The 25,675-nt window shown below is 46.9% G+C and carries 22 protein-coding genes; 16 read left to right on the top strand and 6 right to left on the bottom strand.

Annotated elements, in window-relative coordinates; translation table 11 throughout:
- Positions 1-191 precede the first annotated feature (191 nt).
- The 4 genes from ACLVWR_RS10675 (at position 192) to ACLVWR_RS10690 (ending at position 4,126) form a co-directional block, all read left to right on the top strand.
- The gene (locus tag ACLVWR_RS10675) at positions 192-1,973 is read left to right on the top strand and encodes a DNA topoisomerase VI subunit B (protein ID WP_413580637.1); all 1,782 of its coding nucleotides are present in this window, start codon (positions 192-194) and stop codon (positions 1,971-1,973) included.
- Positions 1,973-3,142: a DNA topoisomerase VI gene (locus ACLVWR_RS10680; RefSeq protein WP_413580638.1), complete on the top strand. Its 1,170-nt coding sequence runs from the start codon at positions 1,973-1,975 to the stop codon at positions 3,140-3,142. Before ACLVWR_RS10675 ends, ACLVWR_RS10680 begins: the two co-directional genes overlap by 1 nt.
- Before the next feature lie 69 nt (positions 3,143-3,211).
- A complete protein-coding gene (locus ACLVWR_RS10685; RefSeq protein ID WP_413580640.1) occupies positions 3,212-3,640 on the top strand; it encodes a carboxypeptidase-like regulatory domain-containing protein in 429 nt (142 codons plus the stop codon).
- Positions 3,641-3,685: 45 nt separating this feature from the next.
- Positions 3,686-4,126 (top strand): hypothetical protein, encoded by a 441-nt coding sequence (locus ACLVWR_RS10690; protein ID WP_413580641.1) that lies wholly within the window; start codon positions 3,686-3,688, stop codon positions 4,124-4,126.
- Between the two features lie 6 nt (positions 4,127-4,132).
- Here the strand turns inward: ACLVWR_RS10690 and ACLVWR_RS10695 are convergent, their stop codons facing one another.
- On the bottom strand, positions 4,133-5,713 hold the full coding sequence (locus ACLVWR_RS10695) for an ArnT family glycosyltransferase (RefSeq protein WP_413580642.1): 1,581 nt from the start codon (positions 5,711-5,713) through the stop codon (positions 4,133-4,135).
- A 118-nt stretch (positions 5,714-5,831) separates the two neighbouring features.
- Here ACLVWR_RS10695 and ACLVWR_RS10700 point away from each other — a divergent pair, with 118 nt between their 5' ends.
- Both ACLVWR_RS10700 and aspA read left to right on the top strand, forming a co-directional pair.
- The gene (locus ACLVWR_RS10700) at positions 5,832-6,887 is read left to right on the top strand and encodes an MBL fold metallo-hydrolase (protein ID WP_413580643.1); all 1,056 of its coding nucleotides are present in this window, start codon (positions 5,832-5,834) and stop codon (positions 6,885-6,887) included.
- A 3-nt stretch (positions 6,888-6,890) separates the two neighbouring features.
- Positions 6,891-8,309 carry an aspartate ammonia-lyase gene (gene aspA, locus ACLVWR_RS10705; protein ID WP_413580644.1) on the top strand — a complete coding sequence of 473 codons (1,419 nt, stop codon included), beginning with the start codon at positions 6,891-6,893 and terminating at the stop codon, positions 8,307-8,309.
- A 77-nt stretch (positions 8,310-8,386) separates the two neighbouring features.
- Here aspA and ACLVWR_RS10710 read toward each other — a convergent pair whose 3' ends face one another.
- A complete protein-coding gene (locus ACLVWR_RS10710) occupies positions 8,387-8,872 on the bottom strand; it encodes a hypothetical protein (protein ID WP_413580645.1) in 486 nt (161 codons plus the stop codon).
- Positions 8,873-9,110: 238 nt separating this feature from the next.
- Here ACLVWR_RS10710 and mtgA point away from each other — a divergent pair, with 238 nt between their 5' ends.
- The 7 genes from mtgA (at position 9,111) to ACLVWR_RS10745 (ending at position 17,760) form a co-directional block, all read left to right on the top strand.
- Positions 9,111-9,857: a monofunctional biosynthetic peptidoglycan transglycosylase gene (gene mtgA / locus ACLVWR_RS10715; RefSeq protein ID WP_413580646.1), complete on the top strand. Its 747-nt coding sequence runs from the start codon at positions 9,111-9,113 to the stop codon at positions 9,855-9,857.
- Positions 9,858-10,156: 299 nt separating this feature from the next.
- Entirely contained in the window at positions 10,157-10,696 is a 540-nt protein-coding gene (locus ACLVWR_RS10720) for a protease (RefSeq protein ID WP_413580647.1), read from the top strand.
- Between the two features lie 8 nt (positions 10,697-10,704).
- A complete protein-coding gene (locus tag ACLVWR_RS10725; RefSeq protein WP_413580648.1) occupies positions 10,705-13,452 on the top strand; it encodes a hypothetical protein in 2,748 nt (915 codons plus the stop codon).
- Entirely contained in the window at positions 13,452-14,048 is a 597-nt protein-coding gene (locus ACLVWR_RS10730; RefSeq protein WP_413580649.1) for a hypothetical protein, read from the top strand. Before ACLVWR_RS10725 ends, ACLVWR_RS10730 begins: the two co-directional genes overlap by 1 nt.
- 46 nt (positions 14,049-14,094) lie before the next feature.
- Positions 14,095-15,258, top strand: coding sequence for a hypothetical protein (locus tag ACLVWR_RS10735; protein ID WP_413580650.1), 1,164 nt, complete (start codon positions 14,095-14,097; stop codon positions 15,256-15,258).
- Between the two features lie 30 nt (positions 15,259-15,288).
- Complete coding sequence (locus ACLVWR_RS10740) at positions 15,289-16,881, top strand: hypothetical protein (protein WP_413580651.1); 1,593 nt, start codon at positions 15,289-15,291, stop codon at positions 16,879-16,881.
- Positions 16,882-16,884: 3 nt separating this feature from the next.
- Entirely contained in the window at positions 16,885-17,760 is an 876-nt protein-coding gene (locus ACLVWR_RS10745) for a hypothetical protein (protein ID WP_413580652.1), read from the top strand.
- Positions 17,761-17,824: 64 nt separating this feature from the next.
- On the opposite strand, the gene ACLVWR_RS10750 is transcribed toward ACLVWR_RS10745, so the two are convergent.
- The 3 genes from ACLVWR_RS10750 to ACLVWR_RS10760 form a co-directional block, all read right to left on the bottom strand.
- Positions 17,825-18,589 carry a hypothetical protein gene (locus tag ACLVWR_RS10750; RefSeq protein ID WP_413580653.1) on the bottom strand — a complete coding sequence of 255 codons (765 nt, stop codon included), beginning with the start codon at positions 18,587-18,589 and terminating at the stop codon, positions 17,825-17,827.
- Positions 18,590-18,688: 99 nt separating this feature from the next.
- A complete protein-coding gene (locus ACLVWR_RS10755; protein WP_413580654.1) occupies positions 18,689-19,111 on the bottom strand; it encodes a hypothetical protein in 423 nt (140 codons plus the stop codon).
- A gap of 80 nt (positions 19,112-19,191) precedes the next feature.
- Positions 19,192-19,455: a hypothetical protein gene (locus ACLVWR_RS10760; protein ID WP_413580655.1), complete on the bottom strand. Its 264-nt coding sequence runs from the start codon at positions 19,453-19,455 to the stop codon at positions 19,192-19,194.
- 187 nt (positions 19,456-19,642) lie between these two features.
- Between ACLVWR_RS10760 and ACLVWR_RS10765 the strand changes: the two genes are divergently transcribed.
- Complete coding sequence (locus tag ACLVWR_RS10765) at positions 19,643-22,138, top strand: response regulator (RefSeq protein ID WP_413580656.1); 2,496 nt, start codon at positions 19,643-19,645, stop codon at positions 22,136-22,138.
- An 11-nt stretch (positions 22,139-22,149) separates the two neighbouring features.
- Positions 22,150-22,842: a response regulator gene (locus ACLVWR_RS10770; protein WP_413580657.1), complete on the top strand. Its 693-nt coding sequence runs from the start codon at positions 22,150-22,152 to the stop codon at positions 22,840-22,842.
- Here the strand turns inward: ACLVWR_RS10770 and galE are convergent.
- On the bottom strand, positions 22,839-23,903 hold the full coding sequence (gene galE, locus ACLVWR_RS10775) for a UDP-glucose 4-epimerase GalE (protein ID WP_413580658.1): 1,065 nt from the start codon (positions 23,901-23,903) through the stop codon (positions 22,839-22,841). The two genes, ACLVWR_RS10770 and galE, sit on opposite strands and share 4 nt — an antisense overlap.
- 367 nt (positions 23,904-24,270) lie before the next feature.
- On the opposite strand from galE, the gene ACLVWR_RS10780 reads away from it, so the two are divergent.
- Positions 24,271-25,674 (top strand): cellulase family glycosylhydrolase, encoded by a 1,404-nt coding sequence (locus ACLVWR_RS10780; protein WP_413580659.1) that lies wholly within the window; start codon positions 24,271-24,273, stop codon positions 25,672-25,674.
- Position 25,675 lies beyond the last annotated feature (1 nt).

Raw genomic sequence — 25,675 nt, forward strand, 5'->3', positions numbered from 1 at the left:
GGAAGACTAACTAATGTTCATAAGGCCCGTTATGTATTCAAGCAAGGAAAGTAAAGGTGGATTACCTCACATTAAAAATTGTGCCGCGCGACGTTGAGCCTTTGGTCTTGATTTAACCAACTGCGTTAGGAATAAGCTATCAAAGTCATTGTATTAAAATTCGTTAACATCGTTATAAGGACTAAGCGACTGTGAGCAAAATTACCAAAAGTAGTACAGCTGAATATTTTGCTAAGAACCTTCAGCAAGTCGGGTTCTCGTCTCCATTGAAAGCCGTTTTGACGACTTTGAAAGAAGCCGTAGATAACTCTTTAGATGCTTGTGAATCTTCCGGCATTTTGCCTGATCTGTTAGTAGAGATTTCCAAAGTTGGATCTGGTTCCACCAAAAATACTGATTTAATTCGCATCGTTGTCGAAGATAACGGTCCCGGAATCGAGGGCGAAGATCTTGCCAAGGTTTACGGGGAGTATCTTGCGTCTTCCAAGTTCGGTCGCGGTCAATGTTCGCGCGGTCAACAGGGCATCGGTATCTCTGCAGCCACTACGTGGGCTCAGATGACCAATGCTCGCGGTGTGAGCGTAATTTCTAAAACTAAAAAAATGCGTAAAGCGATTTCGGCGCAAGTCGATGTCGATATCAAATCCAATACGGGTGTTGTTAAAAACAAAGAAACTATCGATTGGGATCGTGACCACGGAACTCGTGTTGAATTCATTCTTGATGGACGTATTCAATTGAACGGTGACGGTGGTATTTTGACTTATATCGAGGGCACAATTCTTGTGAATCCTCATATGACCATCACGTACAAATTAAGCGACGCTGACTTTGTAACGATCGCTCGTGTCAGCACCGAAGTCCCGCAAGTTCCAGAGGCATCTTTACCGCATCCTCATACATTCAAATTGGGTGAATTCATCACTCATGCGACGTTGTTCGGTAAAACGACTTTGTCGAAGTTCTTGAAGACGGGTTTCTCTCGTATCAGTGATCAGTCGATCAAAGACTTTGTTAAGAACGGTCTTCCAAAAAACCTTTTGGAAAAACCAATCACTTCTTTAAGCGAAGAGGACTTTAAAAAGGTTTTCCAAGCCGTTCAAAATACAGATTTGATGGCTCCTTCCACGAAGTCCGTTTTAACTGTTGGTGAGGAAGCGCTTTCCAAATCCATCACTCGTTTGGGCGAGATTGACTTCTTTGCAGTTGTGACTCGTAAACCGACAATTTGTGACTTTAAACCTGTCGTGGTTGAAGTTGCTTTGGCACGTTTCAAAGACCGCAACCAACAAAACGATTCTCCAGTGACACTTCTTCGTTTCGCGAACCGTGTTCCACTTCAATTCGATAAATCGGGTTGCGCGATCACTTGGGCGATTGAATCTGTAAACTGGAAAACTTATGGCTTGGGTCAACCTAAAGACTCTTTGCCACTGGGTCCTTATATTTTCGCGATTTCTATCGTTTCTCCGTTCATCAAATTTAAAAATGCCTCGAAAGAAACTATCGATGCATCTGAAGAGTTGGTGGCAGAGATTCGTCTGGCATTGATCCAGGCAGGTCAAAAGCTTTCCCGTCACATCAAAAAAGAAGTGAAGGAAGCAGATCTTGAAAGAAAATTGGCCCATATTGAACAGTTCGGTCCGATCCTTGTAGAGGGTTTGGCAAGAATCATCAATGCACCTGAGTCTCGTAAGAAAAAAGCTGAAGAAGGTTTGAAAAAACTTTTGGGCCGCGATTCTGAAGAGGCAATTGCAGACTTGGAAGCAGCAGAATCCAAACTTTTGGCGCAAAAACAGCGTGAAAAGAAAAAAGGTATCGATCATGGTGACGAAGAAGAAATCGATGTGATTTCTGCGGAAGACATCCACGAAGAAGCTGCCCAAGGAACAAAAAAATCTACGACGAAAAAAGCCGTTGGTACGCAAAAAGCGGTAGCTACGACTAAGAAAACGACTGGGAAAAAAGCGTAATGGCAAAAGAGAAAATGATTTCTATTCGTGAGCTTAAGATCGATATTCCTAAGGAAGCGCGTATCTTGGCTGATAAGATGTTGAAAGACTTGGAGTCTTCAAAACGTCCCGTTTTGGAAGCTGTTAAAACTTCTTTGGATAACTCGTTGTACAACTCTAAGGTGGGTTACCTGACTCCAGGTGATAAAGTTGTTCGTACGGAATTGAACGTATCTTCTGTTCAAAAATTGGCCCGCGTGGTGTTTCTTTTAGAAATGTTGCTGCGTAACCTCGATACGGGAACTGTCAATACAAAGCGTGAGCTGTATTACATGTGTAAAGGTGAAATAAAAGGAAATCCTCGTTTGAAGCCGTTGGATTTCGAAGATCAGCCTGAATCGGATTCAATCATCGACTTCATCGGTGATATGCTCGAAGTTTACCGGGAAGAATTGAATGTTTTTGCCAATGATCGTGGTGGTCAAACCTACTCTCAGCAGTTGGTCGTTACTGAAACGATGCCTGACGGAGAAAAAGCCGTTATTGATCTTTCAACTTTGGGTACTTCTCCGTTCCAGCCAAAAAATAAACCTCAATCTTTGAAGTTGAAGGCGAAAAAGAAAATCGACTTCTGCTTGATCGTTGAGTCCGAAGGTACGGCGAATACGCTGGTATCGATGGGTTTCACGAAACGTAACAACTGTATCGTAATGGGTGCTCAAGGGGTTCCATCGAACGGTGTTCGTGGTTGGTCAAAACTGATTCAGGACGAACTTGATGTTCCGATGTACTTCTTCGGAGATCTCGATGCGTACACAATGCAAAATATCTTCCGTACATTGAAAGCGGGATCTGCGGCATCTTTGATCCGTAACTCCCATTTCTCTGCACCGAATGTTAGATTCCTGGGTGTATTGCCAGAAGACGTGAAAAAATACGATCTTCCTCACTACAAAGTGAAAGAATCTGATCCAGCTGAAGCCCGCGCTTTGAAAAAAGCGAAAGATGCTTTGGAAAACGATCCGTTCTTCTTAGATAAAAAGAATAAAAACTTGGCGGACATCCTGCGCTGGTTGATCAAAGAAAAGATTCGTTGCGAGCAACAGTCTTTCTTCTCTGTAGATCCAAAAGATCCAATCAAGACAGAGAAATTGATCCTGGAAAAAATTAAACGCGGTTCTTACGTTTAATCGCGAAAAAGGCAACCCCTAGGGTTGCCTTTTTTATTGTCCAAAATCAGTCCTTGGAGTTGGTGAACTATGAAAAAGATTTTTATCGTTGCGATGTTGTTGCTTGGGGCCTGTGCCGCCAAACAAGAAAAAAAGGAACTGAAAAATCCTTTGGAAGTATTAAATGGCAAAGTCTATGGTGTGCGTGAAGACTCCACCATGCCGACAATTCCTGCAACTGGAACCAAAAATCAAATCACCCGGATACGGGGCACGTTGATGTTGGGCGAAGGCATTTCTGCAACTCCCTTGAAGCACACCAAGGTCAGAATGTTGGATGATGATGGGGTCACCGTAGGCGAAGCCACTTCAGATATTCAGGGGAAGTTCAGATTCTCAGACATCTATTTCAACGGGCACTATACGGTCGAAATTACCTCGCCTAAATACAAAGGTGCCACGCGAATTTACATAAACAGCTATGATCAGGAAGTCGTCGTCGTCGCCCAACCTTTGTGACGCGCTATTGCTACCAAAAGTGTGTCCGTACCTTAAGATGGATTCATGAAGAAGTTGGGTATTGTTCTTACAGGTTTGGTGTTGGCGGCGGTTTTTATCGGGGCTTGTGCCCATGATGACAATGGCAAAGCGAAAGATCTTGCTTCTGATCAATTTGAAGTTTCCGCGCAAGGCGGGGATGACAAACTGATTCGTCAGTCCAATCCCTCTGATCAGGCTGTCATTACCGGCACTTTGAAAGTCAAAGGCGTTAGCCAGAAGTACATGAGCAATCTGACCATTCATCTGATCGACCGCGATGCCACAATCTGGGCGCGCGCCCGAGCGGCATCTGATGGCTCCTTCAAACTTTCCGGAACCATTCCTCGTGGATTTTATATGATTCGTGTCGTGGATCGTCGCTTCCGCGGTGAATTGCCAGTGAACGTGAACGGGCTGGAGCTTGAAAACCTGACGGTTTCGGTTCAACCCGTTATTCGCCGTTAAACAGCCTTAGCGTCGCACTGAAGGTGGTCTTTCGTTCGGCCCGTATGTGATGCCCTGAAAATTTTTGCACAGGTAAAGCCAGAATGTGCGCGCATGAACGCCATGACGGAACGTCATCAGCTTGTCGCGAGTACAACCGTCGAACTTTGCGTATTCCATCGGATCCCTGTCGTACTTTTCAGTTGTCACGATCAAGGCGTCCTGGCCTTCCATATTTTTCATTTCTTCGACCGATTGCATGACCGTGTAGTTGCTGACCGTTGAGTTCAGCATATAAATTTTCGCTTTGGTGCCCCACGTAGTCTGCGCTGTGGTCTCATAACGAAGGGCTGCCAGGAACGGACGGTGTCCTGTTTCCGCGTGGATTTCGCGCTGACGACGATTTGCAAATTCGCCCAGTTCTTCCCAACCGGTAAACTCATTGGAAGGATCGTAGGTAGTTTCCCATTTTGCATTCGGAGCAAAAAACTTAAAGGCCTTCGGAATCCATGGGTAAGCAAATGGAGTGTAAGTGATCAAGGCCAACGGAATAAAGAATCCCAAAATTCCGTAAGTGAATACCTTGCTACGGGCTTTCACGATTTGCTTTTGCCCCCACTTCAAACCTTGCGACCAGATGTAACCTGCACCCATAAGTAGCAACGTGTAAGCGGCTCCCGACCAGTGCGGTTTGTAATCAGCAAAGAATGGCTGCGGATAAAACACGGCAATGGAGGGCACCGTTAAGCAGAATAGAAATCGCCAGCGAGCTTCCTTGCGTTTAAGCAGAGAAGTGATAAATGCCAGAGCAATCATCACGTACAAGAATGGAGTGCAGAACAAAAGCTGAGCAGCAAACCAGCCACCCCAGCGCCCCGGCTTGAACGTTTCGCCACTGTGACGATCATGGAATTGATAACGGAACCCCGGCCAGTCGTGAATGTGGTTCCACCAGAAAATAGGCGTGCACAATACCGTAGCAATCAGGAATCCCACCCACGGCCACGGTGTCAGCAAATCTTTGCGACGGTTTGGAGTCGCCAAAAGGTAAAGACCAAATCCCGGAGCCAACAGTGCTATGATAAATTTTGAATTTAAACCCAAGCCCATCAAAACACCCAGCCACAACCAGGTTTTTTTAACGGACCATTGGTGTTTGTCTTCGCGAACGCCTTGCCAGAACACGTAAACCGCTGCCACCCAGCACAATGCAAAGACGGGTTCAGGGGAAGCCACGTATCCGCCAAAACCCCAGAATGGGGACCACAACATCACAAAGCCGACGAAGATCGCAGCCCATTGGTCAAAAAGTTGTTTCGTAAGTTTATACAAAAGTACAATCATCGCCGTGAAGCAAAGGAAACCCGGCAGTCGAACGCCCAGTTGGTTGTCGCCAAAAATCGAGGTCGTAATCGCCTCCAGCCATGCAATCATACCCGGGTGATCAAAGTAAGAAAGTTGCAGATCTTTGGCCCATGACCAATGGTAAGCCTCGTCGTCGATCAGCCCGATATTCAAACTGAAAAAGGCGCGAAATAAAAGAGTCAGGATGAAAAGAATCAGGACTTTTTGATCAAGGGATCTTTGCTTCCAATATTCAGCAATCACAGGGGTTTCTCCAGTTTTACGGAAGTCATTTTTAGCCAGCCTCTGTCGTAGCCCTAAGGTCCCGGTGTGGCAATAATTCCTCTCGATGGAGCTGCGTGTAAAGTGCTATGTTGGTAGAATGATTACAAAGCTAACGTTGCTCCTGATTTATATAGGAGTCCTTGTGGGTTGCGCAGGGCCATTTAAATATCACGATCCGAAAATTCCTCATCGCGGAAAAGATGGGTTCCTGAACAACTATGATAATTCACCCAAAGAAAGCGTGCTGAAGTGGTACTGGGAACGATGGACCACCAGTTTCCCCGAAGATGATCCCGTGGGGGCACCCACAGTTGCGGTGGATATGAATGCGATCAACCATCCTGCGGGCTTGGCCATCACGTGGTTGGGTCATTCAGCCATGCTGTTGCAAATGGATGGTGTGAATATTCTGACGGATCCCTCCCTCTCTGAGCGGGTTTCGCCATTTAGTTTCATTGGGCCCAAACGTTATGGAAAACTTCCGATTGAAATCGAACATCTGCCGGCCATCGATGTCGTGGTGATTTCTCATAATCACTATGACCATTTGGATCTGCCCAGTTTGCGAAAGCTGAATATGCTTAATCAGGGTAAGACGCGCTTTCTGGTGCCCTTAGGCAACAAAGAGTTATTGGCCAAAGAGGGAATCATAAACGTTGCAGAGTATGACTGGTGGACCGGGGAGAAAGTGGGCGCGGTGCAGTTCACCTTTGCGCCGGCTCAGCATTGGACCACGCGCACGCGTTTTGACCTGAATCAGACCCTGTGGGGTGGCTGGATGATCAAAGGTGCAACCCGCCAGGTTTATTTTGTCGGGGATACCGGTTATTCGCCCGATTTTCGTGACATCCGTCAGCGCCTAGGTGCGGTGGACGTTGCTCTTATCCCAATTGGTGCCTATGCTCCTCGCTGGTTCATGCAAAAGCAGCATAACAATCCGGCCGAGGCCGTGCTTATCCACCAGGATCTGGGAGCACAGTTTTCATTGCCGATACACTGGGGGACTTTCAAACTCAGTGACGAGCCGATGTCTGAACCACCGGTTAAACTGAAGGAGGCTTTGCAAAGTGCAAATCTGCCATCGACAGTTTTTCCAGTGCTCAACAGGGGCGAGACTTTTTCATTTGAAAAAGCCAGCAAACAAGGGAAGTAGACAATGAGTCAGTTCAGAATTGAAAACGATCTATTAGGCGACAAGCAGGTTCCGGCGGAGGCTTACTATGGTATCCACACACTGCGCGCGATGGAGAACTTTGAAATTTCTGGTTTTAAAATTGGACAGGATGAGTTGTTCGTTCGCGCTTTGGCGCTGGTAAAAAAAGCCACAGCTATGGCGAATGGGGAATTGGGCACAATTCCTAAAGACGTTTCCAAAACAATTGTTGAAGCCTGTGAAGTGATTTTAAAAGATCCCCGCAAGTGGGGTGCTCAGTTTCCTTCGGATATTTTTCAAGGCGGCGCCGGCACATCGGTGAACATGAATGCCAACGAAGTTATTGCCAATATCGCATTGGAACTTCGTGGTTTGAAAAAAGGCGATTACAAAGTCATTCATCCGAATGATCACGTCAATAAATGCCAATCCACGAACGATGCTTATCCTACCGCCTTCCGTGTGGCGTTGTATGAACACTTGAGTGTGGTCGTGAAAGCCGTGGATGTGCTGGCAGAGTCTTTTGATAAAAAGGGCAAAGAGTTTTCGAAAGTTCTGAAGATGGGGCGCACTCAGCTGCAGGATGCGGTTCCCATGTCCTTGGGACAGGAATTCAACGCCTTTGCAACGCTTTTGAAAGAAGACAGCCGTCTGCTTAAGACCGTGCAGAAACTTATTTTGGAAGTGAACCTGGGGGCGACGGCGATCGGTACCGGTGTTAATGCTCCGGAGGGTTACTCCGCGTTGGCAGTCAAAAAACTTGCAGAGGTGACGGGCTATCCATTTGTGATTTCCGAAGATCTGATCGAGGCGACGAGTGATTGTGGTGCCTATGTCATTATTTCGGCGGCGTTGAAACGCACAGCCGTAAAGCTTTCCAAAATCTGCAATGACTTGCGTTTGCTAAGTTCCGGTCCGCGTGCAGGATTGAAGGAAATCAATCTGCCAGAGCTTCAGGCGGGTTCTTCAATCATGCCGGCAAAAGTGAATCCGGTGATTCCAGAAGTGGTGAATCAGGTGGCTTTCAAAGTTATCGGCAATGATTTGACAGTGACTTTGGCGGCAGAGGCAGGACAACTGCAGCTGAACGTGATGGAGCCGGTTATCGCCTCAAGCCTGTTTGAGTCCATCCATCTGATGACTCAGGCTTGTTACACTCTTAAAAACAAATGTGTCGACGGAATCACAGCCAATGTGGATTGCTGCCGCGACTACGTGATGAACTCCATCGGTATTGTGACTTATCTGGATCCTATCATCGGTCATGCCGAAGGTGACTTGATTGGCAAGATTTGCGCTCAGACGGGCAAGAGTGTTGCAGAAGTTGCCCTGGAACGTGGCGTGGTCACACAGGCACAGTTGGATGAAATCTTTTCGAATGAGAATCTGCTAAACCCAAAATATCTGGGTAAGAAGCATTAAAAAAAGGCCCATCCTAGGCCCTTAACTTCAGAGTAATGTTAAGGCTTCAAGATGGGCACATGTCTTTTGGCTATGGTCTAATTGCGCTTTTTGCGAGCTTGAGTGCGGTGCTCTTCGTGCCAATTTTTTCTTTTGGTGTGGTGGTGCTCTTTATCTTTGTCCGTCTTCGGCAGATTTTGCAGAGCTGCCTTAAGTTGGGAGTGCAAAGGCAGTAAAGCTGTGCCGGACATCAGAAGTCCACGGTAGCGTTTGCCAAAAACCTCATTTTCCGGTGACTCATCAAAAAGCAGATTTTCGATGATAGCACGGGCTGTTTCGCCGTGCTCTTCAGAGACCATCTCAAGTTCTGTCATGATGTCGATGTCAGCCATCAAGGATGTCAGTTCACGCAACCACTTATAGCGCTCAGCCGTCATCAATACCTGAAACCATTCGTTCGGAGTCGCTTCATAGCCGACTTCGCGGTCGAATTCCTCCTTCAGGGAGTTCAGTACTTCTTTTTGCAAAGCCCAAAGAGCTTGGCGAACTTGCATGGCATGGGAGTGGTGGGAGTTTTTAGTCATGGGTTCAACTTACCGTATTGGACCGGTCCTGTCACATTGGCGCCACTTTTTTTGGCAGCGTGTAATGGCTAAAACCCAACAGAACCGGTGCTTTACCTTCCTTTTTTTGCAAAAGAAGACAATAGGCTTGGCAAAAGGCCGGGCTTTCTTCTAAATCGGCATACAAACTTGATATGTGGTTTGCGGGTGCTAAAATTTACATTGTGAACCTACACGCAAACTTTGAAAGTGAACGTCTTTGAAGGCCGCCTTTATCAAACTTAGAACATTTATCGTTAAAGCATGTCTGCTTTTCCTTGTGACAAGCCTTGGGGCCGTTCTTTTCTATCGTTTTATCCCGGTTTACGTGACTCCTCTTATGGTGATTCGCTCGGCCCAGTCCATCTTCTCAGAAAAGTTTGTTGGCATTAAACACGATTGGGTGCCGTTGGAAGAGATTTCCCCTTCAGTTCAGAAGGCCGTGTTGAAAGCCGAAGACTATCGGTTTTTCGAGCACAGTGGTTTTGATTTTGTCGCGATCGAAAAGGCGATGAAATATAATAAAACTCACAAACGCATCAAAGGTGCCAGCACGATTTCCCAACAAACCGCCAAGAACGTTTTCTTGTGGCCAAACCGTGATTGGGTTCGCAAAGGATTGGAAGCCTACTTCACAGTTTTGATCGAGTTCACTTGGCCCAAAGAACGCATCATGGAAGTTTATTTGAATGTGATCGAAATGGGTCCTGGTGTGTATGGAGTGGAAGCGGCTTCGCAAAAGTACTTTAAAAAAAGCGCTAGGAATCTGTCTTCATCACAAGCCAGTTTGATTGCAGCGGTTCTTCCAAACCCGCGTCGTTTTCGTATCGATCGACCTTCCAACTATGTGGTTCGTCGTCAGCAAAAAATCCTATATCGCGTAAGCCCGCCATTCCCACGTGAAGAGCGCGCTTCATTTTTGGATTTTTTGGATTTCAAGTTCGACTCCGACGAATCCCAAGATTAACAATCACGTAATTCGCTCATCGCGTAAATTCATTTCCATTTCTTAATTTCTAAGAAGAACTATTCAAATTCTTATTTGCGTTATCATGTTTTCTCGAATGAAAAATGTTTATTAGCGCGTTCTCGTGTTCGATTTCAGGGAACATCCGGAACATTCCAACAGTATTCATTACAAAGAAATTCATATTTTCTTATTTTCCCTAGGGATACGAATTGACTCCAACACAAACACGCATCTTTGAAGTCGGCTCGCACGTTGATTGAATGACGGCAAGATGCACAAGTAACGGAGAAATGTATATGGACGTAAAACGCGTACTGATCGTACTGGCGGCTCTATTTGTCGGTATGTCATCCCAAGCAAACGAATTCGATGAAGGATCGGGTGAATTCGATTCTCCGGCAAGACCTGGTTATAGCGAAGCCGACATTCAAAAAAAGATTGAGAATGAAATGGCGATCGCGTGCTCAGGGAATCTTTGTAAGGTCGTCGGGCAGGATAATCAGGGTTCTGGTTGGACTGTGCAGTTTCAAGTAGGGTATGGGGATTCCAACAATGGTAACGGCGGAGACAACATTTACATCGGTGGCAATGGCAACGAAAACAATAGCGACGGCTATGCCAGCGTTACGGTAACTTACCGAAATTTCAAATGCCGTTCCAATCTTTTGGTTACGCCAGCGGTGTACAGATTCGTGAATACATATCTTTACAACATGGTGAACTCTGATGGTTCCGTTAAGCGTAACTTCTCGCCGGCAGATCAAACGGTGGTTTTGTTCTACACAACTATGCTTAACAAGGTCAGCGCTTGTGGCATGGGTGGCGTGGTTAATTAGGAGTTTTTATGCGTATCCAGGAGTCTTGCACGCACTTGCTTATGTCGACGATACTTCTTTGCTCCATGAGCGCCCGCGCTCAGACGGCAGCAAGTTCGTCGGACATCCAGTTAAACAATCTGAGAGTCACAAACCGAGCTCAGTGTGCGCTGGACTCCGAAATCCCGACAGATTCCGTGTTTTTGGTGGTTGATGGCTATAACGCCGGAAAGCTTTCTTATTCACTTGCGAAAAATATCGGGGCAGATACCACAGCAATGAGTACTGCAGGCATGCAGGATTTCAGAATTGCTGTCGCAACATTGACCAAAACGATTATCAATCGAATTATGGATGGCAGCCTGCCGCTGCTTCCATTAAATCTTAAAACATCCAAACTCCAGGGCTATAATGCACTGGCCGTTAAGTGTGATAAGAAAACTTATTGTCCTGAATTGAATACGTATCTTTCACGTATTTGGGAAAACTCTCAAGGGGCTGGTGTCTCGTGGAGTAAAATCGACAATTTCACGGGCGCAAATTTTGTTAAGTCCAAGGCGCGGGATCGCGTCGCCTGTTCCTACCTGAAAAAGTTTTCGGGTTTACAAGGACACCTTCATACTTCGTTGTTGGATGCCGCCTCTTTGCAGGATATGGCTCAGTCCTATATCAACTCACAAAAGAACATCACTTCCTGTGAGGATCGCGATTCCAGTTTGGATTCACGCAATGCAATTATTCAGCTGGATCTGAAAACAGACGGAGCCGGGGATTTTGCACAATATGGTTTCGATTTCTGGAATAGCGTAAAAATTTATCTGTCCTTTGCCTGGAGATACTCGCTTATTCCGTCTCAGGTCAGCCCACAAATGGGCGAGATATTTAAATCCATTGCTTTGGAAGAGTCTGTGATGATGGTTCCAAATGGATGTAAAAGTGTTGAGAAACCCTCCTGCGATGCGGAGACCCTTTCTCTGAATAGTATTCGCGAACTGGCCAAGTCTGGTAATAATCCCATTGATTCATTTAAAGAAAACCCTGAAGGTCCGGAAAAGGGTGCGATTAACAACGGTGCTCGTTCGGTGAACGAGGATTTTCTGGGCACTCGCAGCTATCAGGAAGCCGCGGACTGGGTTGAAAACTTTCGAAAAAACTTCGTTCAAAATCGCGGTTCCATGAAAAATCGTCTGCAAAGCTCCATTCAGTTTTTGAATGTGATGTCAGGGGCGATGTCGGCGCCGGAGCTGGCTGAATTTGTTAAGCCTTTGGCTTTCGTCGGCACCTACAGCAAAACCCATCGCGATGAGCTTTACTATTTATGTACTGAGACTCGTCTGGCGGCGGACCAACGCTTGGACTTCATGAAGTCCGGTATCGACAAAGTTAAAAATCTTTCCGTAATGAAAAAAGCGTTCGAAGTCTCGCCAAAGTCGCTGGATCAAATGGCAGAATATTTTGACAGTGCTGGCCGCCAGATTGTGGGATTCTGTGATTCTTTGGAACGCCAAAACATCTGGAATGTCGCTGGCTATCAGGTGAACAAAGATGGTTTTAAACCCTGGGTTAAAGAGCTTTTGAATATCCCTCAGGCGGAAGTACCCGCGGTCGTTGATACGGCACCATCCCTGTATGGACAGGCGCCACTATTGTTGTGGGATAAAAGTAAACCGGCTGAAGGGGGCAATATCATTTGTGCTTCCGGTATCGACTGCGCCCGCAAGATGACGAAAGCGATGGTGGATCTGTACGCCGTTTCCAAGTATGCCGATGCTTTTCTTCCGGTGTCCTCCACAGTGTCATCGCCGGATGTCTTCAATCCATATGCGGAGCTGAAGGCATGCAAAATATATGATCCTTGGTACCAAACCCGCAGAGCGAACAAACGTCTCTTTGCGGACCTTGCCAGCACTGCGCTATTTGGTTGGAATGCATTGCCTCTTTATGTTGACGTGGACTTTTCGGCTCCTAAGGTCACCAGTCTAAAACAAATGATAGACAATGGGACTGTCAAGTTTGATCCGGTTCTGCAGAAATCAAAAATGCAGTACTCAATCCTGGCAGATTTCGGTCCCTTGGTGGGCGCACCTTGTGCGGTATCCATTGCACCGAACAGTGCCAAGGCCTTCGACTTTTATGCCTTCAATGGCATCACTATGAACTACTGTGATTCCCGTTCCAATGGAACCTCGATCGGCGAGGTGAATGGAAATGTAAATAATAATCAGCCTAGATCGCGGGCCTATTGCGGTGGCTGTTCAATCAACTTTGTGGGGGTGACTTCAAGTGCGGCGATGACCTCTGGTGGCTGGCTGCCGGTGAATCCTATAAAATTGGGGATTTACTTTTTCAGATCCATCCAACGTTTCGTTCAGGCAAAAAAAGACAAAGTAAATATTCCGCTGGCTCAGGAAGTTAATTTGAAAAAGACTGCAGAAACGTATCAAAAATACGGGTTCATTCCAGAGCACTGTGTGGAGCAGTTAGGTGCTGGTGTCGGTTGCTATCACAGCATCTGTGCTGCCAAGGCCGCTGACTTTTTCGAAAAAACCACGGGCCGAAAGGTTGAAGAGTTGGTTCCGGATACATCGGCACCTACCACGTCCTCAATCACCAAGGCAGTCATTATTAAATCATCCTTATGTTCAGGTGAGGTTCGCCTGAAGTTCAACTGCAGTGATGATGGCAAAAAGTTTTCAACCTATGAACGATTCGGCGGAATGTACGGTCGTACGAAGGAATGCCGCGATGCTATCGGGCAGAATTTCTGGGGGCGCTAATGAAAAGCTTCTTATTCGCAGCATTCGTTCTTTTTCAAACGTCCTCAGCTTCAGCCTTTGTGGTTGAAAGTGGGTACGTACAAAAGCTGGGCGGGCAATATTCCAAGGCGACCAAAATCAGTTGTGATGCCAGCAGTTCTGATTATTGCCGGCAGATTTGCGGTGATTCGAAGCAATGTCAAAGACTGGAACCGTTTTGCAGAAATTGCGCCGGGACAACGTCGCCACTTTTGCGTCAGCTATTCACAGAGCTTTCGAGAGTGTTTTCGATCCAGACTAAACTTTCGGATCTTCGATCCTTGGTGAATTTTCTGTCGGGGGGGCGCTATGTCCTGTTGGATCTGAACAGCGTATTTAACTACTACACCCCTGTGGGCGGAGAAGCATTTCAAGCGGAGCTGGCTCAGTTCTGTGGTGCCAGTGCAAATCAGGCACTACTGGCTGTTTCACTGGATGAGGTGAATCAACCCCAGAAGCTTAACTACGTTCTTTGTCGGGATGAATCCGGAAAAACAGCAGCATTTGATGTGGCACCAAGAATTCCTGAATTAGGAATGCCACTTTTGAAAACTCAAATTTATTTCAATTTAAACTGAAAATATCAGTTTAATTAAACAGCCCTTGAATGGGAAGGAGAACAACATGAAACGTTTTGTGAAAGGTTTGGCTGCAACAGCCGTGACCTTCATGGCGATCCAAGCGAACGCCGTTCAGGTTACCTATACATTCCGAGTGAACAGCTCGGGACCAAGCATCTATCCATGTAATGCGGGTCTATTAACTGAAAATCCTTATAAAGGTGACAAAGCAATTTGCTACACTTCAGACACTCATGAAGCGTGTGATCCTGATTGCGTTGGCGTTGATTGTAAAGGTAATGGCAACGGCAAAGACGGTCCAAACTTGCCAGATCCAAAACCATACTTTGCTAATCTGTTCAATGGCGGCCATGGTGGCCCAGGTGGACCTGGCGGTCCCGGCGGTCCTGGTGGCCCAGGCGGTCCAGGTGGCCCTGGTCATCAAGGTCCTCCAAGAAAGAACGTCTGCGAATGTACAACTGAAGCAGGTCGTGAGAACGGAAACTACATCCATGCGACTTACGTTCCTTGGGGTCAAGGCGCTGATCCACACAAAGACGTGATTTCTGGTCAAAGTCCGTACTTTGCACACGTATTCCCGGGTGAAGTGGATGCATACAAAAATGTATTGCAAACATTGTCCTTCAATTTGGGTTCTGAGCTGTATACAGCGAAGTACTTCGTTGATATCTGCTACCGTGGATCACAAATTGACTACGGCACTATCAACACGGGTTGGAACATCCTTGCAGAAACTGCTGTGACAGATTTCGGTTATGCACCATCAGGCGAAGGTTACAGCAAACTTGCTGACCTTGAGATGAAAGCTTACGTGATCTGCACAACGCAAAATAAAACTTGCGAACACGGTAACTGTAATGACTACGACACGCAAATCAACGCGTCTGAAGTGGCTCAATACAACACTTCATTCTTGCAGTACTTGAACCAAGGTAAATTCAATTACTATGACAAGTCTGACTGGGAAGATGCAAAAGGCAGCTTTACTCAATTGATCGACAACAAGAATGTCGACTTGGGTAACCACGCAGCCGCTAAATTCTGCAAAATCCGTTACGTTTACTCTGAGACAAATGGCTTGGATAAAAACAAAGCGAAACACAGAAAATGGCAAAAACATGGCGCTAATATCTGCACGCACACGAAAGTCGAAATGGCTTCCATGGGCAACTGCACAAACTGCGATCATGGTCACAAAAACCACTAGTTAATTTGATTCTCAGAAGGAGAGCGCACTATGTCTATTGGTAAACTCAAAGCACATTTTGAAGGCGGCGGCGGCCGCTGGAATCTTCTTCTGGGGGTTTTATTAGCCCTCTGCGGTCAGCATGTAAATGCTGGCTGTGTGGTGGATAATGACGACCGTATTGAAATCAATATCTCCCCCGAGAGTCGCTCTTGGGGGGATTTTAAAGGACAACAGCTGATCCCTGCATCGCGAGTCTACAAGTGTCAGGAAGATGCTGGTCGATATCTGATGATCACGTTGGGCGCGACCCAATGGACTCATTCCACAGAAGTTAAAGACACTTATATCTTTGACAACTATGAACCGGAACAATGTTCCATTCAGAATTCCAAATCATTCAATTCCTATTCGGCCCTTAGAACCAAGGCTAACTTCAGCCGTCAGTTTAAATTTATCCGAAACTGTTTCGATATGCGCGTGATCGATATCGCCGGAGCCCCCATTGTCGCCAAAGAAGATCAGGAATACTGCCAGATCGAAAGACGACCGGATGGAGCTCTTATTCTGCGCGGTGATATGTGCTTTTTAAAAATCCGAGGGCAAAATCAATTCGCTGTTCAGCCTATTTTAAAGAACGAATGCCTGGAAGCGGACTATCTTGAATCCATGGGCATTCAGGCCCAGGACATCTATGGAAATATCAATATTTTGACGACGGGAGACGATACTGGCTATAGCGCCGATGTCGAGAATATCGGAAGCCGTGCAATGCATGTGAATATAACCCCCAACGCGAATCTTTTGAATTTGTCAGAGGATTTCGGCACGGGAGTTCCGCGTTTTACCACTCACTACAATATCAACGCAGATTGGGGTGAATTGAAAATTAAAACAGACTTTGAAAACAAAACTGATATCGACCTGTCATTTTTCGTGTCAAATCTTGCACAGGAAAAATGCGAGGGTCGTGTATGCACAAGTTCGTCGAATTTCACTCAGCCCTTTGTCGGCCAGGTGGAATTGTATAAACTTAGTGGTGTGAAAACACCGAAATTGGTTGAAGAGTGGTGGGATGGCGGTTTGGTGCCACCGAACTGGCAAGGTTTCGTAAAAGGAATTCGCTACCGAGTGGACGATGCGGTGGTCGCGGCAGGTGGCCGTTACCGCTTGGTCGCCACCTTTCAGGATCCGACGGATGATTATGCGATCTTCCTGAGTGGCCTTCGCCAAATGGTGTTGCGCATGTATGACGTGACGGGCTCCACGGTGGGGATCGATAACCTTCCGGCCATTTCGACTTTACAAACATTGGGTGCTATTCCTGAATTCACAGGGTTGGTGCCTTTGAATCAAAACAATCAAGCTGTGGATTTGGCCGAGACCCTAAAAGGACTCGAATCGATTATCAGCTCGACGGTATGGCCGCCATACTATGATTCAGTTTGTGATGGAGCAAAATGCCTGAAGCTGGGAAAAAGAAAGTTCCATCAGCGCCTGGTCATGGAGTTTACTGTTCGTCGCCCGCGTTACGAGGGTGAGGAGGTTGGTATCGAAGACGTACGCATGCAAAAAATATCGCCGATCTTCAATAGCTATCCGATGCAAAAAGCTGAATTTGCAAAACTGCGCTGTGGGGAATAGGCAATGAAGAATCTTGTTGGCGTTTTGATTCTACTATTCTCGTTTGCGGCTCGGGCCGAGGTTGATATCCAGACGGCCGTGGATAACACGACAGGGGAGGAGCTCTTCCTGTGCAATGCAAGTCTGCGCCATACGATTTTGCAGAATGAGCAAGAATGTTTAAATCTGGAAAATGGCGAATACTGCAATCCTCAAACGGCCGATCCCAAAAAGGGCCCTTGTGTTTGTCGATCCAAAACCAACTATGGAGATCAAATACTGGCTTGGAGCAATCAGGGTGACTATAAAAGCATCATCGGTGCAAATGACTGGAACAATCTGGTCGAATCGTCGTTGATGTTTAAAAATAAGGTCAATCGCCTGGAAATACTTCTGGGAAGCGAAAACCTGGGGGCCGAGTATGCGGTTCGCTTTTGCTATCTGGGGTCCCAGGAGGTTCTGCATAAGCAGGGAACGGTGACGACTGACATTTCACAAGGGAAGTATATGGTGGACGTGTCGTTGGCGGGTGGTAACTACAGTCAGGCATTGGATAAGGTATCATTTGCCTACCAATGCGACTATCGCCAGCGGGGCGGGCAATCAGCTCCTCGGCGTAAGAACGAGCTGCCGTCGGGTGGAGTTTTTGAGAAAGATGACAGCGCAGAGTCCACTATTTTCGGAAATGGTTCAGGTGCTCGACCTGGTGGAATTAATTTCTTACAGAAAGCCATCTCCCTGAATTCCATTACAACGCAGGTGCCGCGCATCTGTGTGTTTGAGTTTAAATTCAAAGAGTTGGCAGGAAAAAGCCTGGGTAGAAATATCAATGCCAGTCAGGTGAACTTCACCGGGAAACTTAGAATCTGTAAGCAGGGTGCGTGCCCTTCTGGATTTTAGAAATGGCAGAATAAAAAAAATCCCGCTGATGAAGCGGGATTTTTTCAGAAGCTAAATTTAAAATCTATTTGCCCTGAGCTTTAGCGGCCATGTCGATCATGATTTTATCGCAGGCTTCCAAGTCAGCTTCAGTGATTTCGTAGACTTCTTTGTCACCAAGATAATTCCAAAGCGCTTCCATTGTTTCTTTCGGAAGGAAGGAAAGCACGTTGCCAGATTGGTACTCGCGCTCTTTTTCGTCGTAAAGACCCAAGAACGTTTCGTCACGGAACCAGCTTTGTTTGTTGGCTTTTTGAATTGTTGCCAATTCATCGTCTGATGGGTCACGTTGCAAGAATTCAAAGAAGAAACCAGATGGCTTGGCGCCTGGCAAGTACCACTCACCAGAGAACACCTGAATCAGGTTTTCATGATCGTCTTTTAGGATTGGAGTTACGAACTGAACACCGCGCTCAACCATGTGTTTATGGAAAGCGATCAAATCCGGAGTGCGCAAAGCCACGTGCTGAAGATGAGCCGTGTTTTCGTGGCCATCCAACATTTGACGAACGTGTGAAGGTTGATCTTTAGGCTCAGAAGGTTGAACCAATGCAAAGATCGTGTTTAGCGGATCGCCAGCTTTTGGTTCCCAAGTTCCCACGCGAGTCGCGTAAGTCATGGAAACGTCTTTTGCGCCGTTTTGGCCTTTACGTTTTTTTTCGTACAAAAGGTCGTCAGGAGTTGTTCCGAAAATGTTACGGAAAACTACGTAGGAAAGTTTGTAGAGTTTTGGGTGGAACAACATTGTCATGTGATCCACAGCAAAATTCATAAATGGTTTTTTAGTCATGAATAAGCCTCCTGGAATGGCTCCGATAGTAGGAATGCTTATTCACTGGGTCAAGGTGAAAGGCTCTTTTCGCCCTCTGAAGCAGCATGACATAGGGTATTAACCAACCCCGGTGGACCGACGCGGTTTTTTCTTAAGCCCGTGGGAGGCTAGATACTCGTCTGTTTTGGCGCTGACTTCTTCAATACCGCCCGGTGTGTTTTGAAAAGAAGAGCCCAATTCGCCGCGAGGACTGTCTTCGGATCCATGATCAGGGAGGCCACGCAGGGAGGAGTCCAACGCATCCGCTGCCAGGTTCATCTGATCAAGGACGTCCCGTTCACCGCGAATAAAGTCCGAAGGTAAATCCTCCAAAGACTCAAAGGAGCGGTCGGTATTCTTCATGGCTTTTTTCAAATCTTTGACATCGACTTTGGAGGTTTGATCCTTGTCGCTCAGGATGTTGCTTTCATCCATGTGATTATTGGTCGCCTCACCTTGGTGAAGACCTGAGAAAGAGGGGTTCGCATTGGGAGCAGTCATAACGACCTCCAGGATATTGCTTACGCCCTCATTATAATGCAATTTTACTTTTCGCTAATTTGATTAACGACAGAAGTCGATCAGACATCCCGCAGGATGTGAGAGGCCTCTACGTTTGCATCCCAATCCACCGTCAAACCAATTAACGGCTTTTCCTGCATCACGGAGCTGCCTTTCAGGATATCCGCAAAGTAGATTGATTCCTCCTGAATGATGGTCACCAATTGGCTGTAATACAGGGGAGCGAGCTCGTTTCCGCATTCGCATACAAAAAGTGACTGGTCGTGTTTGGTATGAACCGTGCCACAGTGCTGGCAACGGCGAAAGTGCCTTTTGTTTTCCATATACGTACCTCATTAGTAGATAGGTCTAGGATAGGCGTCCTTGGTCCCGTCCACAATATGTCGTCTCAATAAAACTGCAGATCTTTTAAACAACTGTTCCGTTCATGAGACTCCATAGAGAAAATACGGGGTCCAGTTCGTCCCTGAGACACTTCATTTCCCGAATTGAAACACCGATTAGAACTACATGAATTCTGTGTCTTTATTTAAAACTTTGATTTCCCGTTTCGGGGTTGAACTCTGTCTCCTGGTTTTGGTGGCGGTGGGTTCTTCGATGTTTCAGGAACATCATTCATTGCAAAAAGCACTTCTGCCGGAAGGATCCGTGAATTCATTGCAGAATATGTCGGGAATTTTGCATGATGTGGATCGTGCCAAGAAAGACTACTTCAAAGACAGCACGCCGGAAAAGCTTGCGGTATTTAACTCCCAAGTAACCAAAATCAATAACGAGTTGTCGAACTTGTACAAGTCCGTAAACGGTCGCTATGATCTGCAAATGCAGGTCTATGAGCTGAATCAGAACCTGCACCGACAATTCGAAACAGCCACCTTGGAAATCAAGCAAAAGCACACAGCGCGAACTCCCTCCAATATCGAGGATTTCAATCAGCGAAAAATTCTGGAACTTTTGCAGGCGCACCGCAAAGCCCAGCAGGACTTTGTGCAAATCGGTGGATATAATTTTTTAAGAAGTGAACTGATGTTTGCGATTCTGGGTTTGTTCGGTGTGGTGATTCTGCTAAGCCGTTACTGGCAGCATAAAGATCTGAAGGCGCAAAGGGACATCGCAGAAAATCTGCAACGTCGTTCGTTGCTTCTGGATACCATTCTGGGAAGCATGAGTGAAGGTATGATCGTGGTGAATAATCAGGGTCACTTCACTCAATACAATGCTGCTGCTCAACGCACCGTCGGTACGAAGGTCAAAGAGATCGGGACGGAAGCGGGCGCCGGTGCACTGGGTTTTCACGACGAGAATGGCAAACCGTATTCCTCCAAAGATCTGCCTTTGCATCGTGCGCTTTATGGCGTTGAGGTGGATGATCTTGAGATCTTTGTTCAGAATGAAACCCATCCCGAGGGAACTTATATCCTTTTAAGCAGTCGTGCGATCAAGGATATCGATGGGGGGATCGCCGGGGCGCTGGTGGTGTTCCGTGATATCAGTCGTCGTAAGCAAGTCGAGAAGGAGTGGGCCAAAGCCCGCGAGGCTGCGGTGGAGGCGTCCCTTAAAAAGTCAGACTTCCTGGCGGCTATGAGCCATGAAATTCGCACACCGATGAATGGTGTGATTGGCATGAGTACTCTATTGGCAGAGACCGCCTTGGAGCAGGAGCAAAAGGAATATGTCGGTACAATAAAGCGCTCTGCCGAATCACTATTGATGTTAATCAATGATATTCTGGATTATTCAAAAATCGAAGCCGGCAAAATCAGCCTGGATCCGCAGCCCTTTGATTTGAATTTCCTGGTTCGCGATGTGGTCGAGATGTTCCGCCCGGCCCTTGAGGAAAAGAATGTAGAGCTGGAGTTCAGTATCTCGCAAAGAAGTAATTTATATTTTAACGGTGATCAAGGCCGGATTCGGCAGATACTTGTAAATCTGATGGGGAACGCTGTTAAGTTCACCAGTGCCGGAACCGTGGGTCTTGAGGTTTCAATTCTTGATTCTGCGACGGGGCCTTCGCTTTTGAAGTTTCAGGTGCGGGATACCGGAATGGGTTTGCAAGAGGACGAGCGCACAGCATTGTTTCAGAAGTATTTTCAGGCAACCGCGGGCAAGAAGTTTGGTGGTACGGGACTGGGTCTTTCCATTTGTAAACAGCTGGTGGATCTGATGAATGGACAGATGGGTGTTGAAAGTACATTTGGTATTGGCTCGACATTCTGGTTCAGTTTGCAGCTTCCGGTTTGCGCGGCAGAGGATGTTCCTAAGTTGTCGACCGAGACTCAATTCGATTCTTTGTTTAAAGGCAGAATTCTGGTGGCGGAAGATCAGGTAATCAATCAGCGTGTGGCGCAAAATTATCTGCACAAATTCGGATTGCAGGTGGATATCGCGCAGAATGGTCGAATCGCGGTTGAGATGGCTCGCACTGGGAAATATGATCTTATCTTTATGGATTGTCAGATGCCGATTATGAATGGCTTTGATGCCACCAAGCGCATTCGCGAGGAAGAGCAGCTTAGAAACTCAATTCGTCGTATTCCCATCGTGGCCTTAACCGCCGAGGGAACAATCGCGGATAAAGCACCCTACACGAATGCGGGCATGGACGACTATTTGTCCAAGCCTATTGAATTGCCAAGAATGATCGAGACATTGCAGCGTTATCTGAAACCCGGCGATCCGCAGGTGATCGATATGGCAGCACTGCAAAAACTGCAGAAGTACGCATCCAAAGATGGCAGTCTGTTAAAGGCGTTGGTTGAGGAATTTGAAACATCCACACCGGACCTTATATTGTCAATGCGAGGTCCTGACTTCAGTTCGGCCGCACACGCTTTGAAGTCATCAGCAGCAACTCTTGGAGCAAAAATCTTGGCAGATCTTTGTCAAAAACTTGAAGACGAAACAAAACCGGAGCACATTAATAAATGGGTGATACAGATCGAGGCTGAATTTGCCAGAAGTCTGCAGGACCTGAAGAACTACATCAGCGAAAAAGGGGCAGCCTAAGGAAGGTAACTATGGCCAATATACTTATCGTAGATGATCAAAAAAGTATTCTTATGACTCTCGAAGCGCTGCTGACCTCGGATGGTCATGCGGTTGTTCAGGCAACGAATGCGATCGATGCCGTTCATCACTTGACTCAGGAGAAGTTTGATTTGGTTATTACTGATGCGATCATGCCAGGTGGCAGTGATGGCTATGCCCTGACTCGTACTATTCGCAAGCAACCTCATTTGGGCAAATTGCCAGTGATTTTGCTGACGGGCAAACGCGAGAAAAGCGACGTCGAGAAAGGCCTCGAGGCCGGCGTGAATGACTATATTATCAAACCCATTGATCCAGATATGCTGCTGGCCAAAGTTCGTACGATCGTGGCGAGCAGCTCTCAGTCGGCGACGGCGTTTAGTGAAGTTGCCGTGGCCATTAAGGCGGAGTGGGAAATCAAGAATGAGATCGTGGCGGTTTCCGAGATGGGCTTTACCATGCACTCGTCAGTGCCTATGCCATTGGGAAAAATTCTGCGTATTAAGAGTTCAATCTTCAGTGAGATCGGTATTGAACCCGTGGCAATTCGGATTGACTCCTGCGAAGACCTGAACCCGATTGAAAATGCATGGAAGATCCATGGACACTTTATTGGCATCGCCGAGAAAGAACTGACGCCGCTGCGTCTGTTCATTCGTTCAAAGCAAAGCAAAGCCAGTTAAAGAACGGAAGTCTGAGGTTTCGCCGGAGGCATGAAGAAACCTTTTTCAAATCTCCATTTGCGAGGCGCCAGAGCCACAGCTTGAGATTGTTTTTTCTCCCAGTCCAATGAAGTCTTACAGATCAAATCCAGGTTGTTACGGCTTGGATTCCATCCCAGCAGATGACGTAATTTTGTTGAGTCAGCCACCAAGTGTGCAGCGTCTCCATTGCGACGACCATGAGAAGTGATCGCAAAGTCGTTGCCACTGATACGTTGAACAGTGCTCAAAACTTCCAACACCGAGTAACCAGTGCCATAGCCGCAATTCAGGATTTGTGAATTGCCGCCATCCAATAGATATCTCAATGCCAGAACATGAGCATCAATAAGGTCTTCAACGTGGATATAGTCACGAACGCCGGAACCATCCACTGTGGGGTAGTCTGTGCCGAAAACGGAAACTTGCTGGCGTTTGCCCGTTGCTGCTTCACATGCGACTTTGATCAAATGACTGGCGTCAGCAGTACGCTGGCCATTCTTTCCGTTCAAAGCAGCCCCTGCAACGTTGAAGTATCTTAGGATCACGGATTTGATTCCGTGTGCAGTTTCAGAGTCTCTAAGGATCATTTCAGCAACGTGCTTGGAAGAGCCATATGGATTGATAGGGCAGACGATCGCGTCTTCGGTAACTAATCCTGTGTGGCCATTGCCGGAGCCATACACCGCAGCCGTGGAAGAAAAGATGATCTTGTCCACTTTGGCGTTCTTGCAGGCTTGGATAAGAGAGATCGTACCGGAAATGTTGTTGTCGTAATAGTCCAACGGTTTGGAAATGGATTCCGGTACTTTAAGTTTTGCAGCGAAGTGAAGGACTGCAGCCACTTTGTTTTCAACAAGAGCTTTGGTCAAACGCTCCGTATTTCGAATATCGCCTTCAATGAACTTTACTTTTGTTGGAACAGCGGCACGGAAACCAGTGCTGAGATTGTCGAAACCCACAACCTCGAAACCTGCGTCCAACAATGCGTTTGTAGCATGTGAACCGATGTAACCTGCTGCTCCTGTGACTAGAATTCTCAAGTACGCCCCCGATGTGCGGACAATATATTTTTTCGTATACACGAGTGTCCAGCAATTTCTCACAAGGAAACTCATAGGGACTTACATGGAAATATTTATCAAAGTTCACTAGCCGAAATACACTTTCTAATTGTCTGTAATCAGTGTGATTGTTCGACACTGGACTAGGAGACTGTCTAATTTCGAGACACCCTACAAGTGGAGGGCCAAGGTCATTTTTACACTGAGATTCCACGAGACCCGGGGCGGGAAAGGCATCCTCTAGGGGAATTTTTAAAAACTATCTAACTTTTGTACGTTCCACGATTTTCGCTCAACAATTTTTCCGCCCCACCGATTCGGTCTTTGTATCTATCGGAGGGCTTCCATGATTCGCGTATTTGCACCCCTAATCACTATCCTGGCAGGGGTTTTCAGCACATCCTTGGCGTATTCTGCCGCGACCACATTCAATGGCACGGCATCCTTGGGCAATGTGACTGTGGGGCAGTCCAAAACGACGACCCTGACGCTTAAGAACTCCAGCAAAGCCAACATCCGCCTTGATAGCAACTGGTTCACGGGAGCGACGGAGTTTACGATCAGCGGTGGTACCTGTGCTTATAATTCAAATACGGGCTTCATAGTCAAAGCTGGGAAGTCCTGTACTGTTATTGTTAAATTTGCTCCTAAATATGCCACAGCCATCAGTTCCAAGCTGACGGTCGGCTACTTTCTAGGAACGGGCTGGACGTGGGAGGAGACGACAGTGTCACTGTCAGGAAAAGGTATTGCGGCTGCGGTTACTCCAACTCCCACACCGACGCCAACTCCTTCGCCATCACCATCTCCATCTCCAAGTCCATCACCTTCGCCGACTCCGGCGGTGGGCTGGCTTAAAGTTTCCGGGAATAAGATCGTCAACAGCTCAGGTCAGCAGGTCATTCTAAAAGGCGTTAATATCGCAGACCCTGAACATCTGAACACAAAGACGTGGGAGCGCCCAGGTGTTACTGCACGCAGTATCGCCAGCGCAGCAACAGATCAGTTCAACGCCAAAGTCATTCGTTTGCCGATTTTGCCGGGTGATCCTGCGTATCCGAACGAAGGCTTCTTCAGCGCGACGAACGGTGGCGAGACCTATTTCAAAAATCATATTAAACCCCTGGTAGACGAGCTCACTGCCAAAGGCATTTATGTGATCATCGATCTTCACTATGTCAGTAACTACGACGCTCTTTACAGCAAAGTGGAAGCATTCTGGAAGTTCATGGCTCCGAAGTTTGCCAACAATCCGTATGTTCTTTACGAGGTCTTCAATGAGCCGATCTATCCTGACAACTGGAGCACGTGGAAGAACACCATTGCTCAGCCGATCACGACATTGATTCGTACCTATGCGCCAAACAATCTGATTTTAGTGGGTGGTCCTTATTGGTCGTCCCATATATCAGGTGCGGTGAACGAACCGATTGCCGGCGGCAACGTGGTTTACGTGGCCCATGTTTATTCCAATCAGACTTCGGCAATGTGGGAATCACGTTACGGAGCGGTAGCGGATAAATATCCTCTATTCGTTACGGAATGGGGATTTGAAAGCGGAGGAACTGAAGGGGGAGACATCACCTTTGGTCAGGGATTCTCTGCCTGGATGGCCAATAGAAACGTAAGTTGGACAGTGTGGAGTTTCGATAATATCTGGGGCCCGCGAATGTTCAATCAAGATTGGACATTGAAGCCAGCCCCAGGTGGGATGGGCGAGTTTGTCAGAGATCTGCTCGCCCCTAAGTAGC

The organism is Bdellovibrio sp. HCB288 (genome assembly GCF_047305935.1).
Classification (GTDB): domain Bacteria; phylum Bdellovibrionota; class Bdellovibrionia; order Bdellovibrionales; family Bdellovibrionaceae; genus Bdellovibrio.